The sequence below is a fragment of the Flavobacterium polysaccharolyticum genome (genome assembly GCF_038739875.1).
GTDB lineage: Bacteria > Bacteroidota > Bacteroidia > Flavobacteriales > Flavobacteriaceae > Flavobacterium > Flavobacterium polysaccharolyticum.
On record NZ_JBCGDP010000004.1, the window covers coordinates 264,644 to 277,598 of the forward strand.

The 12,955-nt window shown below is 33.7% G+C and carries 11 protein-coding genes; 1 reads left to right on the top strand and 10 read right to left on the bottom strand.

What is annotated here, in order from left to right; all coding sequences use genetic code 11:
• The first annotated feature begins 3 nt into the window (after window positions 1-3).
• Window positions 4-762 (top strand): SGNH/GDSL hydrolase family protein, encoded by a 759-nt coding sequence (locus tag WFZ86_RS06190; RefSeq protein ID WP_342691129.1) that lies wholly within the window; start codon window positions 4-6, stop codon window positions 760-762.
• A 57-nt stretch (window positions 763-819) separates the two neighbouring features.
• Here WFZ86_RS06190 and WFZ86_RS06195 read toward each other — a convergent pair whose 3' ends face one another.
• The 10 genes from WFZ86_RS06195 to WFZ86_RS06240 form a co-directional block, all read right to left on the bottom strand.
• Window positions 820-1,995, bottom strand: a complete 1,176-nt coding sequence (locus WFZ86_RS06195) for a cytochrome-c peroxidase (RefSeq protein ID WP_342691130.1) — start codon at window positions 1,993-1,995, stop codon at window positions 820-822.
• A 34-nt stretch (window positions 1,996-2,029) separates the two neighbouring features.
• Window positions 2,030-3,496: a hypothetical protein gene (locus WFZ86_RS06200; RefSeq protein ID WP_342691131.1), complete on the bottom strand. Its 1,467-nt coding sequence runs from the start codon at window positions 3,494-3,496 to the stop codon at window positions 2,030-2,032.
• Window positions 3,483-4,943, bottom strand: a complete 1,461-nt coding sequence (locus WFZ86_RS06205) for a RagB/SusD family nutrient uptake outer membrane protein (protein WP_342691132.1) — start codon at window positions 4,941-4,943, stop codon at window positions 3,483-3,485. Before WFZ86_RS06205 ends, WFZ86_RS06200 begins: the two co-directional genes overlap by 14 nt.
• Window positions 4,944-5,045: 102 nt before the next feature.
• Window positions 5,046-8,405: a SusC/RagA family TonB-linked outer membrane protein gene (locus tag WFZ86_RS06210; protein WP_342691133.1), complete on the bottom strand. Its 3,360-nt coding sequence runs from the start codon at window positions 8,403-8,405 to the stop codon at window positions 5,046-5,048.
• A gap of 9 nt (window positions 8,406-8,414) precedes the next feature.
• Window positions 8,415-9,518, bottom strand: a complete 1,104-nt coding sequence (locus WFZ86_RS06215; protein WP_342691134.1) for a FecR family protein — start codon at window positions 9,516-9,518, stop codon at window positions 8,415-8,417.
• A gap of 73 nt (window positions 9,519-9,591) precedes the next feature.
• The gene (locus tag WFZ86_RS06220) at window positions 9,592-10,185 is read right to left on the bottom strand and encodes an RNA polymerase sigma-70 factor (RefSeq protein ID WP_342691135.1); all 594 of its coding nucleotides are present in this window, start codon (window positions 10,183-10,185) and stop codon (window positions 9,592-9,594) included.
• Window positions 10,186-10,425: 240 nt separating this feature from the next.
• Window positions 10,426-10,743, bottom strand: a complete 318-nt coding sequence (locus WFZ86_RS06225) for a 2Fe-2S iron-sulfur cluster-binding family protein (protein ID WP_035717200.1) — start codon at window positions 10,741-10,743, stop codon at window positions 10,426-10,428.
• Between the two features lie 19 nt (window positions 10,744-10,762).
• On the bottom strand, window positions 10,763-11,233 hold the full coding sequence (locus WFZ86_RS06230) for a hypothetical protein (protein WP_342691136.1): 471 nt from the start codon (window positions 11,231-11,233) through the stop codon (window positions 10,763-10,765).
• 262 nt (window positions 11,234-11,495) lie between these two features.
• A complete protein-coding gene (locus WFZ86_RS06235; RefSeq protein ID WP_342691137.1) occupies window positions 11,496-11,735 on the bottom strand; it encodes a NifU family protein in 240 nt (79 codons plus the stop codon).
• A 59-nt stretch (window positions 11,736-11,794) separates the two neighbouring features.
• Window positions 11,795-12,922 (bottom strand): Mrp/NBP35 family ATP-binding protein, encoded by a 1,128-nt coding sequence (locus WFZ86_RS06240; RefSeq protein ID WP_342691138.1) that lies wholly within the window; start codon window positions 12,920-12,922, stop codon window positions 11,795-11,797.
• Window positions 12,923-12,955 lie beyond the last annotated feature (33 nt).

The following is a 12,955-nucleotide window of genomic DNA, read 5'->3' on the forward strand; positions in this document are numbered from 1 at the left end:
TTTTTGAAACATATAAAAACAGTACTACAGCTCTTTATTTTGGTGGTCGTAGTGCTGTTTTCCAGCCAATGTTCTAGCGAAAACACAACGATTGCTCCCCAACCACAAAATAATCCAACACCTCAGCAACCATCAGAACCCGTAAATAAAAAAGTATCGTATATCGCTCTTGGAGATAGTTATACGATTGGACAAAGCGTATGTGTTTCTTGTCGTTTTCCGGAACAGTTAAAGAAAAACCTTGAAACAACAATCCCTAATTTATCCGTAGACCTAAAAATCATTGCACAAACAGGATGGACCACTTCTAATTTAATCCATACAATTAAAGAACAGCAACCAACAACCAATTATAACTTGGTAACCCTACTTATTGGAGTAAACAACCAATATCAAAATAGAGAATTTGGGATTTATGAAAGAGAGTTTCCCCAATTGGCACAAACAGCCATCACTTTAGCCAAAGGGAATAAGGACAATGTTATTGTGGTTTCAATTCCTGATTATGCTTACACACAATTTGGCCAACAATCTGGAAATACAACCAAAATTTCAACAGAAATTGATCGCTATAATGCATTCGCAAAAAGTTATTGCGATGCCAATGGTATCACTTTTATCAACATCACCGACATTACGAGACAAGGACTAAAAGAAACTTATTTGGTAGCCACTGACGGACTTCATCCTTCGGAAAAAGCCTATTCCTTATTTATTGACAGAATAGCTCCAAAAGCTAAAGTAATTGTTCAAAAAAACTGATAAAAATAACCTATTCATTAAGAGCATAAAATCAAAAACTAAACAAAATCGATAACCTTATTTCGGTAAGATAGGAATAGTAATCCTAGAATTTGGAGTACTTAAAGTCTCAATAAATGCCAATAAATCTACTATTTCCCCTTTAGTCAAGTTTAATTTTTTAAGAGCCGGATCTACTTTTGGAATTAAAGAATCTCTTGCCGTTCCCAAATACTTTTTCTGTACAGGAGAAGGATTTCCTAAATTATAGAACTCTACAACATCTAACAAGGAAGGAAAATGACCATGATGCATCCATGGTCTTGTGTTGAGTACTTCCCGCAATGTTGGTGTTCTAAATTTGCCAATATCTTTCACATCTTTTGTAATGGCATAGCGACCAAAATCCTCATTTTTAGTTCCGAATAACGTTTGTCCATCATTATGAAACTGGTTATCACTAAAATACGGGGTATTATGACAGTTGATGCATTGTGCTTTAGTTCTAAATAAATGCAAACCGTTTACCTGTTGATCAGTATAAACATCAGACTTACCGCTTACAAACTGGTCAAATTTGCTTTTGGGACTATTGACTGATCGTTCGAAAGTGGCAATAGCATATTGAATTCTTTGTAGTGAAACTTTTTTATCCCCAAAAGCAGCTTCAAAAAGAGAATTATAACCTTTAATCTTAGCGATTGTATTTACGGCTAAAGTTAAATCTTGGTTCATTTCTAATGGATCACTGATAGGAAACTGAGCTTGATCTTCAAGACTTTTAGCGCGTCCGTCCCAAAACAACGAAGTCGCATAAGCAGAATTTAAAATTGTCATTGCATTTCTTTTACCTGTTTGACGATCGTGGCCAAAAGAACGTGTTAAATTATCCGTCCAACCTAATTCTGGATTATGACAAGAAGCACAAGCAATTTGCCCACTTTTAGATAACCTCGGATCAAAAAATAAAATCTTACCTAAACTTTCTTTTTCCTTGGAGTAAGGATTATAACTGGGATAAATAACATCTGGCAAAACACCAATATCTTTAAACTTGGATTTATCTATACTTTCATGTAATTCTGCTTGAGGCCATTTTGATGTATCTCCACTGGAATACATCTTGCGTAATTCCTGAATAGCAATATAATTAGGTTGATCAATGCTTTTATAAGCCGTCATACACACGAGCAATAACACAAGGAAGATTATTTTTTTCACTTTAATATTTTTTTTTAATTTGATGGGTTTCATATTTCATATTTCATAACAGTTCCAAGCCCGAAACCTAAAGCGTAACTTCTTTAGGGCATGGAATACTTAAAGCTGCTGGTTTTGTATAGGTTCTGTTGTTGTACATTCTGTATTGTGTAGAAACCGTTCCTCCAAATAGTTTATCATTTGTTAACTTTAATTCAAATGAAATTTCAAACAACCCGTTGCTTATTTCTTTATACGTTCCTTCTCCTGAAATAGCAATCTGATAAGTATTTGTAGCGCTCGATCCAATGGTAATATCCTGAGGAATTACCAGAACTGTTCCCTGAGTTTTGCTGTTTCCATTTGCTGGAAAAAACTCTAAAGCAGACGTAATATTAAATCCAGGTGATATAGCAGCTGAATTGCTCTCGTTAGAAAACCATCTTTTTAAACCAAAAGAATTTACGGTATTTGTTCCGCTAGCGACATTAAATCCAATTTTGAAAGCATCGTGATACACATCATCATTTGGATTGGCAGTTCCTTTATCGCTATACAAAATCGCGTTTTCATGATCTTTTGCAACAATAACAGGAAAAGTCAGAGCATTAAAAGTTTGCCAAGAACAATTCCCATTGTTATTGAACCAATGCTCACCATATGTTAAATAAAAGGCATTAGTAGGGTCTGTAAATTTAGATGCAGGATATGCTTGGATATCTCTAGTTGATTTTATTGGTTTTACAACCGTCAAAGTAAGATTTCCTGTGGCGTTATAGTTTGGACTATTTACTAAAGTAATTTTTGATTCATAACGAGCATCATTATTTTGAATATCTTTTAGAAGGGTTAAATGATAAGTAATTGAACTTCTATTATCTCCAAAATCATCGCGTGTTAAAACATATTCAAAACCATTTTGAAATTTAAAGATGGAAGCTTTTTCTATTTCAGAAGGGAAGAAACCATTAGGAAAGTTCACTTTAAAATCTATAGTTTCGCCAGCTTCGCCCTTAACAACAAATTGATTAACAGGGAAAGTATAATTTGTTGTGATGGGCGCCAAATCGATTTTGAAAGTATCATTTGTATATTCTGTATTGAGATTTCCAATATGAATTTCAGGATCTGAAATAGTTTCTAATTTCAAAGTTATGCTTTGGTTTGTTGTCCATCTCTTATTGAAAGACACAGCGATAGTATCCGTTAATTTCGATCCATTAAAGCGTAATTCATTCACTGGATTAACTGTGAAACTTTGGTTATCACCAATTGATGAAACTGCACTAAAATTGGCAGTTATTGTATTTTTTAAATTATATGCCGTTAATGCAACTGGCACTTTTAAAGTTTTGACAGAAGTATTTACATAACTAGATTGAGGCACTAAACTTCCGTTTACCGTTGGGTATTCAACCGGTGTATTATCGCTTTTAACCAAGAAATGAAATCTTATGTGAGGATCAACTTGAGTGCCTAATTTATAATCATCTTTAGAGCAGGAAAAAAATAACACTGCTATAAACAATAGGCATAATATCTTAATACGAGTCATTTTGTTTTAAATTAGGGTTAAGACTAGTGTTGAATGTGGGTATTGGCAATACAAATTTTAAGGAAGGATAGGTCATATTGCAATTTGAGGAAATACAGCCGTCATTTCTTGTAACATTTTTATGATGACGCACTAAATCAAAAAACAAATGGCCTTCAAAGCAAAGTTCTTTTCTTCTCTCTAAGAGGATATTCTCTTCAAGATTGGTTGTGCTAGTTAACAGAGAAGCATTGGAACGAGCTCTAATAATGTTTATATCTGCCATTGCCACCTCGGCTCTATTCGTCTTTAAAGCAGCTTCAGCGCGAATCAAATACATTTCACTAAGTCTGAAAGCTACATAACCCGCATTGTCTTGAAATTTTTTAGTAAAATTATAATTCACAGGTGTCAAAACACCATTTACTAAAGTCTGTAGTGATACACCTAAGAATAATTGTTTTCGTAAATCGTTGTTTTCGTATAAATTAACTAAATCATCTGAAGCCACATATTTTTGATAACTTGTAGATGTTGTATAGCCATAAACTTGTGACATGGATGAAGAAACAATTCCTTCGGAATCTATTGGAACAGAAAATTCCAATAAAATTTCAGATACGGGAAGATTAGTACGTGTCCATTGTCCAACATAATCAGCAGCGCTAGTTAAAGATACGCCAGAATTTATAATTACATCATTTGCTGTTGCATAAGCATTATTCCAATCCCCTTTTTGAAGATAAACCCTGGCGAGTAGAGCTTTTGTATTATTTCGATTAAATAAAGAATACACTTGCCCAGGAAGAAGTGACTTAGATGCATAACTGCCAATTGCAGTTTCTAAATCATTTATAATTAATGAATACGTTTCTGCTACAGTTTTTCTTGCAGGATATTGAATCCCCTCTTTAACAGAGGCTGTAGCGTAAACGATTCCTAAATGAGAAGCATCAGCCGTAAACTTATACTCTTGACTATACACTAAAGACAACAGAAAATGAGCATAAGCTCTAATGGTTAATGCTTCAGCAATGATTTGATTTTTCTCTGCATCTGTAGCATCTTTTAAAGCAGGAGTATATTCTAGGATTAAATTCGCCTGATTTATGATATCATAACTTCCATCATAAAATGTTTTAAAATTACTAGTTAGCGCCAAATCATCAAAAGCATACACCTCTTCAAGATTTGATGGAGGGGAAATTTGACCTCTATTACTTCCTGAAGAAGTTGGAGAAAATTTAATATTCCCTCCTTGTAAATCGGCATACACAGCAAAACGCTCTCCGCGTACATTAGCCTCTAACTCAGAATAAAGCCCAGTTAAAGCTTGTAAAACTCCTTTCTTATGCTGTAGAAGTTCATCTATAGAGGTTTGCGTTCCGGGTTCTTGATCCAAGAAGTCACTGCAGCTTTGCAAGGAAAAAACAAGAAAAAAAATAAAAAAGTATTTTGAATATTTCATTAGGTATAAAATTTTATTTGTCTTTAGTTCATATTTACTATCGCCTTATTATTCATTGGTGTTTATATAGGTAAACTTCAGATTTATGGCGATTTCAAAATTTTAAAATTTAGCATTAACTCCCAGCGAGATAGTTCTAGCCTGAGGGTAAGCAAAACTGTATTCTCTTATTCCATTCATTCCTTTTGGGCTCTTTTCTTTGTACCAATATGCTACATTTGAAGCATCAGCAAAAACAGAAAGATGGTCCAAGAATGTGTTTTTTATCGGCACATTATAGCTCAAATTAATATTACTGATTCTGACATAAGTAGCATCATATACATATTTACTTAAATTTGACATCAGAGGTGAAGACGTAACTGCAGCCTGCGAAACGACATCTCCTGGATTTCTCCAGTAATCATAAGCATTTACCGAAAGATTCCTGTTAAATGTGTTAGAATATTTATCTACCAAAGCATCCGACACAAAAAAATCACCGCCAATTTGATATTCCCCTCTAATAGAAAGGGTTAATTTGTCAAAAAAAGTAAAATCATTATAAAAACCACCATAAGCATCTGCCTGTTTGTCTCCAATTGGTTCCCAATCTGCAATAGTGTATAGATCACTGTAAGTCTTGGTATCATATATTTTACCATTTTTTTCGACAAGATCTCTACCCGTTGCAGGATCTACACCAACCCATTTGATTCCCCAAAAAGTACTAGTACTATACCCGATTTTTTGTGCTAAAGCTAAATTCGCTAAAGAATAATCTTCTCCTAATCCCTTTAATTCAGTTACTTTACTGTCTACAGTCGCAATATTAAATACGGTTGTCCATTTAAAAGCATTGTTTTTCACCCATTTGATCCTAGTTGTAAGCTCTAAACCTCTATTGTACATGCTTGCAGCGTTTAATTGCACAGAGCTGTAGCCCGTTTCTGTAGGGATTTCTCTTGTTGTAATCAAATCACTTTTATTGTCATTGTAGTATTCTAAAGTCAGCTCAATTCTGTTGAAAATAGTAAAGTCAAAACCAGCATTGAACTTGGTATTTTTTTCCCAGCTCAAATTTCCATTTGGAGCAGCTCCTGTAGTTGCACCAATGCCTCCATTATACTCGTTTTGAGAAACATTGTACAAACCTTTAGATCGGTAAGATCCAATTCTAGAATTTCCGGTAGTACCATAACTAGCTTTTAGCTTTAAGAAATCAATCCATGATGAAGCGTTCAAAAAGTCTTCGTTACTTACAATCCATGCTGCACCCAATCCTCCGTTATGCGCCACATCGGTATCGTCACCAAAAACAGAACTTTGGTCACGACGATAATTGCCTAGTAAATAATATCGTTTTTTATAGTTATAATTTAACTGTGAGAACAATGAAACTCTAGAATTATAGCTGATTTCACTTCTATAAGATTGTCCAGCCTTAGATTCATCAACATTTGGTGTAGCAGCATTATCATCTCTTATTGCGTCAGTAATTGGATTTATTACATTTGGATTTACAAATCCAACCCCAGAGGAATACTCAAAATTGGTTTTATCCTCACTCAATTCAAAACCAATCACGCCATCAATAGTATGATTTTCTGCAATGTTTTTATTAAACAATACTTGTCCTTGCCAGTTCCATTTTGTTGCATTCCTTTCATTTAATAAACGTCGTCCCCAAGCTGGATATAGAATACCATTAAGAGTAAATGACCCATTAGACTGACCGCTTTCATTAGCTCCAGAGAAGTATCGATCTTGATCTTTATCACTATAATCCATCCCAAAAAGAGTAGAGAACTTGATATTATCATTGAGTTTATAGGATACATTAAAACTTCCCAACAAACCAAATGTCTGTGTTTCATTTTTATTTTGCTCTATGGCAGCCAATGGATTCCCAGCAGTAGCTCCGCTCACGCCTAAATTTGCAAAAGAGCCATCTGTATTGTAAGGAGAAAGTGTAGGAAGATAAGCAAAACTGTAAAAGATATTAGGCGCATCTTTCTGAACAAAACTAGGATTCAGCATTAAATTGACATCCCATTTACCAGAACCAAACCCTAAATTGATTCCAGCATTTAACTGTTTTGATTCATTTCCCATTTGAGGCTCGTCAATTTTTGTATAGCTAACATTTGTCCGATACGAAAATTTTGAAGATGATCCAGAAACATTAAAATTGTATTTATTATAAATCCCAGCTTTATTCAACAAATCAAACCAGTCAGTATTAACTCCGTTATAAGTAACTGGGACATAATTTGTCGTGGTGTTCTTTAAATATTCGTTTCGTACTGCTGTATACTGCTCTCCGTTCAAATATTTAATTTGATTAATTGCAGAAGAAATTCCAAGCTGATTAGAAAAACCAAATTGTGTTTTTCCTTTTATCCCTTTTTTTGTCGTAATTAAAATTACACCGTTTGCACCATCAGCTCCATAAATACCTACTGCTGCCGCATCTTTTAAGACTGAGATAGTTTCAATATTTTCGGGTGCAATTTTCATTAATGGATTAGCTAAATTTTCAGCATAAATTCCAGATCCATCAAAATCACCACTATCTATCGCATATTCTTCGCTCATTACTACACCATCAACAATAATAAGAGGCTGAGATGATGTTCCTGTAATTGCTCCAGTTAATGAAGATAATGTCCCTTGCCCGCGAATATTAATCTTTACTGGACCGCCAACACCTGTTGTATTTTCAACCAAGACACCTGCAATTTGTCCAGAAATCATTTTGTCGAAACTTTCAGAGGCTTGTGCTATCGCAATATCTTTAGCTTCTAAAGTTGAAATACTTCCTACAATTTCCTCTTTCAATTTTGTAGTACCATAAGATGACGTAATCACTACTGGATTCAATTCATCTGTAGTTTCATGAAGATAAAAAACAAAAGATTTTTTATTATCGGCTTTTTGAGACTGGGTTTCCATCCCTAAAAAACCTGCTTCAAGTACCAAATCTGGAATATTGTTTCCTTTTAATTGGTACACAAACTCTCCGTTAAAATCGGTTACTGCCCCCATTCCAGTTCCTTTTATACGGATTGAAGCCCCTGGAAGCGGAAGTTTGTCTTTAGCACTATAAACCATGCCACTAATTAGTCTTTGTGTTTCCTGTCCGTTGGTATCTAATATATCCGAAATTGAACTCGTTAATAAAACCTGCTTTTTCTGAATGTAAAACGAAATTTTTTTACCTTTTAATAACTGTGTTAAAGCCATTTCTAAAGTGGCATTTTTAACTTCTAATTCTGCCAATTGCTCCGCGTCTATTTTACGGGTATTATAGATTATTTTAAAATCACTTTGTTCTTCAATAGATTTGATAATTAAACCTAATGGTTTGTTTTTAACTTGTATCGTAATTAATTTATTCTGAGAAAATCCTTTAAAACCAAATATGAAAATGGCCAAGAAAAACAGAATTTTTCTTAAAATAGGTTGTGTCGTAAATGTCATTTTGCTTATTTAACGAAGATTGGTAATTGTAATTGTTTTTTGTTGAATGGAATAATTAAAAGGCGTATCGCGTTTTAGCAAGTCTAAAATATTTTCGACACTAGATTCGCTAATCCTAATGGTACCCGTAAAATTCTGTCTGGCCAAATCAGAATTTTCATTGATAATTTCTACATCGTAGGTTCGCTGAAGAATTTTAGCAATAATAGAAAATGGAGTATCTTTAAAAGCAAGTTCACCTTTTGTCCACGCTGCATATAATGTGGGGTCGACTTCTTTTAAAACAAGTTTCTTAGAATTATTCTGCCATGTTACCATTTGATTGGGCTTTAACAAAACAGCATTAGATGGATTAAGTACCTCATACATTCGAATACTTCCTTCAATTAATGTACTATTAACGGTAGGGTTTTCGGGGTAGGCGCTCACATTAAATGTAGTACCAAGAACTTCAACCGATGCCTGATTTGCATGAACGACAAATGGATGTTCTTTGTCTTTGGCTACTTCAAAAAATGCCTCTCCAGAGAGGTAAACATTTCGATTTTCGCTTATCCCAAACTGCTCTGGATAACGAAAGGTAGTTCCTGAATTTAAACTCACAACGGTGCCATCTGATAATTGAAGTTTGAAACGTTTTCCATATGGAACCGAAAGTGTATTATAAACAACTTCTTCATCCTGAACTTTACCAAAGTAAACCATTTTGTCTGGAAATTTTTTAGCAACCAAATCGCCTTTATCATTTAACAAAATCGTCTGAGTTTTTCCAGAAAAAAATTCTAAACGGCCGTCGCCTAATTCCAAAACAACTTCTTTTGAAGCTTTAGATTTAGTATTAAATAAAAAAATAGTTGATCCTAATCCTAGAAGTACCAAAAATATTGCAGCATATTGAAAATACGTTCTGAAACTTTTTTTAGACATCAACTGAACTACAGGAACCGTTTCAATTGGTACATCAGAAGAAAGAGTAGTCAAGACCCATAGTTTCTTTGCTGCTATAAATTGATTCTTATTTTCTTCTGATGCATCAATCCAATCAAAAAGCTCCTGAACTTCTTGTTCTGAAGCCTCGTTAGAAAGGTATTTATTTATTATTTCCGATGACATATATGTGATTTAAAACTTCTTCCATTATAAGTACACCTTAAAATTAAAATACCCTATCTTCTATTTTTAATTATTATAAATAAAAACAAATAATCAAGAACAAATAATCAGACAATTTGGCTTTCAAAATCCTTAAAGCCTTAGTTACATGGGCTTCAACAGCTTTCAAGCTCACTCCCATTTCTTGAGCGATTTCGGCATTTTTTTTATTTTCAAACCGTTTTTTTATAAAAATTTCTCTGGTTTTGGGCGGTAAATTGCTAATAGATTCTTGAATTATACTTTCTAATTCGGTCAATTCTAAAGTATCTAACTGAATTGTATTTAGTATCTCAACATCTAATTCTCTCTGCTTCTCATTTAAAAAATTGCTTTGAAATTTATCTTTTACTTTTTTATGTCTAATCATATTGAGACATTTTGATTTAGTAAAAGTGTATAAAAAGGAAGGAATACCACCGATAGATTCAATACCCTCTCTCTTTTCCCATAAATAGACAAAAGCCTCTTGTGCTAGATTTTCAGCATCATTTGAATCATAAAGAAATTGAAGGCTAAAAGATTGTATTTTTAAAAAATACTTAGAATAGAAATAAGAAAATGCCGCCTGATCTCCTTCTTTAAATGCAGTAAAGGTTTTGGATTCAAAGTGACTATTGCTATTCATTATATTTGACTCTAAGAGTAATTAAAGAAATTGGATAAAGCCCTTGTGGTATTGGCCAGAATTCCGATGCAAATATAATATTATTTATATTAATTCTAAATAAAACAATTACTTTAAGATTCTTAAAAGTACGAAGTTGTTTTTTTATGAGTTTTATTGCATTAAGATACGTTAGATACAAAAAATAATTTATAAAAATAACTGTATTTCTAAGCATAAAAAAATCCCATAAAGGGATTTTTAATTTTCTGGAGCCAATTCTAACTCAAGTCCTTCAAGACTTTCCGTTATTGGAATTTGACAACCTAAACGGCTATTGGATTTTACATAAAAAGCTTCGGACAGCATGGCTTCTTCATCATCGCCCATAGGTGGCAGTTCAACATCATTGAGCACATAACACTGGCAAGATGCACACATGGCCATCCCTCCACAAGTTCCTTCTACTGGCAACTCATAAGCTTTGCACAATTCCATAATGTTCATTGCCATATCTGTTGGCGCTTGTAATTCGTGAACAACCCCTTCTCTATCTTTAATCTTTATTAAAACATCCATTATTTATAATTCCTATTATTTATTTGATCACAAGATCAAAAATATATTGTTTACTATTTTTGTTATTACTAATTTTCAAACGAAGTATATCCGCTTGATTGATCGTATACACGACAGAAACATCTGGAGAATAGACACCATCAAAGGTATTATAAACCAATTTACCTTTATAGGTAGTACTTACCAAACCATTTTTTTCGTTTTTTGAACTTACAAGCTCTTGAGCAGTTAATTCTGCTGAATCAAAAGCTGTATTTTCCTCAAGTTTGGCTTTATCTCCACTGAACTCAATTAAAAAATTAGCTCCAGAAATTTTTAAAAAGCCTAATCGATTAGAAAATACTTTTACTGGAGTTTTAAAAGATGTATTTTGCCATCCATCAGCATATCCAACATAGGCTTTTGAAACCTCTGCTTCCTGAATAAGTTCCTGTCCATAGCTGTTACAAATTGACAATAACAAAATAAAAAGTAAGTACTGCTTTTTCATAATTAGTTAGGTTTAAGGTTAATAAATCAAATATAAATTTTTACCCAAATAAAGGGGAAAAATAAAAATGAATTATTCGCACATTTTTCTATCAAAACAAGAAAAAAAACGAAACCAAAAAACGAAATCAATAAAGATTACGAACTACATCGTTATATTTATTCAATTATAAAAATAGCTTATACTTTAAATTTAGATCTTAATACTGCAAAACCTACTCCCTCCAAAGAACTTATAAACTATACTACCAAAAAAGGAACTACTACATCACATTAACTACGGTCTCAATTTGAGGTGCAAATTTTTTGATCGTTGTTTCTACACCAGCACGCAAAGTCATCTGATTGACGCTACAACTGGTACAAGCACCTTCGAGTCTAACCTTTACATGTTTGTCTTCCTCTATAGAGATGAGCGTTATATCACCTCCATCCGATTTAAGAAATGGTCTGATTTCGTCTAATGCTTTAATTACATTCTCGGTTATTTCTTCTGTTGTCATAGTGAACTATTTAACCATTCAGCCTTCAAAGAAAAGCCCTGAAGGTTGAGTTTTAATTATTATTTTTTTACTGCTGAACAACCCGCCATTGTTGTAATTTTTATGGCTTCGGTAGCTGGTAAATTCTCATTTCTATTTACCGTTTCTTGCACTACATTTCGAGTGATACTTTCGAAAACAGTTCCAATAATAGAATCCGTTTGTAAAGCTGCTGGGCGCCCATAATCACCCGCTTCACGAATAGATTGTACAATTGGGACTTCTCCTAGGAATGGAACATTTAAATCGGCAGCCAAATCTCGAGCGCCTTCTTTACCAAAGATATAGTATTTATTCTCAGGAAGTTCTTCCGGTGTAAAATAAGCCATATTTTCAATAATTCCCAGAACCGGAACATTGATTGCATCAGATAAGAACATGGCAACACCTTTTCTTGCATCAGCCAAAGCAACAGCTTGAGGCGTACTTACTACCACTGCACCGGTTACTGGCAAAGACTGCATGATAGACAAGTGAATATCGCCTGTTCCTGGAGGTAAATCAATTAACATAAAATCCAATTCACCCCAGTTCGCATCAAAAATCATTTGATTCAAGGCTTTAGATGCCATCGGACCTCTCCAGATTACGGCTTGGCTAGGCGAGGTAAAGAATCCAATCGAAAGCATTTTTACTTCATAACTTTCAATCGGTTTCATTTTTGATTTTCCATCAACCTCAATAGAAATTGGTTTTTCGTTTTCTACATCAAACATAATAGGCATAGAAGGACCGTAGATATCAGCATCTAAAACTCCCACACTAAACCCCATTTTAGCCAAGGAAACAGCTAAGTTAGCCGTAACAGTAGATTTTCCTACTCCTCCTTTACCAGAGGCTACAGCAATAATATTTTTGATACCAGGAATGGCTTTACCTTTAATTTCTGGTTTATCTGGCACTTCAACTTTGCTATTGATTTTGATTTTAGCTTCGGCAGAAACTTTCTCTAAAATCGTTTTTTTAATATCGTCTTCTGCACGTTTTTTTATATGCATAGCGGGTGTGTGTAATACTAAATCCACCACTACCTCATCACCAAAAGTAACTACATTTGCGATAGCTCCGCTTTCTACCATATTTTTTCCTTCTCCAGCAATAGTAATCGTTTCTAATGCTTTTAGTATTTCTTTTCTATCTAATTTCATTATTATTATTTTATACAATCGCTAATCTTTTAA

Coding starts and splice junctions, on each gene's coding strand:
- WFZ86_RS06195 (WP_342691130.1), bottom strand. CDS start 1,995: ATGAAACCCATCAAATTAAAAAAAAATATTAAAGTGAAAAAAATAATC.
- WFZ86_RS06240 (WP_342691138.1), bottom strand. CDS start 12,922: ATGAAATTAGATAGAAAAGAAATACTAAAAGCATTAGAAACGATTACT.
- WFZ86_RS06225 (WP_035717200.1), bottom strand. CDS start 10,743: ATGGATGTTTTAATAAAGATTAAAGATAGAGAAGGGGTTGTTCACGAA.
- WFZ86_RS06200 (WP_342691131.1), bottom strand. CDS start 3,496: ATGACTCGTATTAAGATATTATGCCTATTGTTTATAGCAGTGTTATTT.
- WFZ86_RS06220 (WP_342691135.1), bottom strand. CDS start 10,185: ATGAATAGCAATAGTCACTTTGAATCCAAAACCTTTACTGCATTTAAA.
- WFZ86_RS06230 (WP_342691136.1), bottom strand. CDS start 11,233: ATGAAAAAGCAGTACTTACTTTTTATTTTGTTATTGTCAATTTGTAAC.
- WFZ86_RS06205 (WP_342691132.1), bottom strand. CDS start 4,943: ATGAAATATTCAAAATACTTTTTTATTTTTTTTCTTGTTTTTTCCTTG.
- WFZ86_RS06210 (WP_342691133.1), bottom strand. CDS start 8,405: ATGACATTTACGACACAACCTATTTTAAGAAAAATTCTGTTTTTCTTG.
- WFZ86_RS06235 (WP_342691137.1), bottom strand. CDS start 11,735: ATGACAACAGAAGAAATAACCGAGAATGTAATTAAAGCATTAGACGAA.
- WFZ86_RS06215 (WP_342691134.1), bottom strand. CDS start 9,518: ATGTCATCGGAAATAATAAATAAATACCTTTCTAACGAGGCTTCAGAA.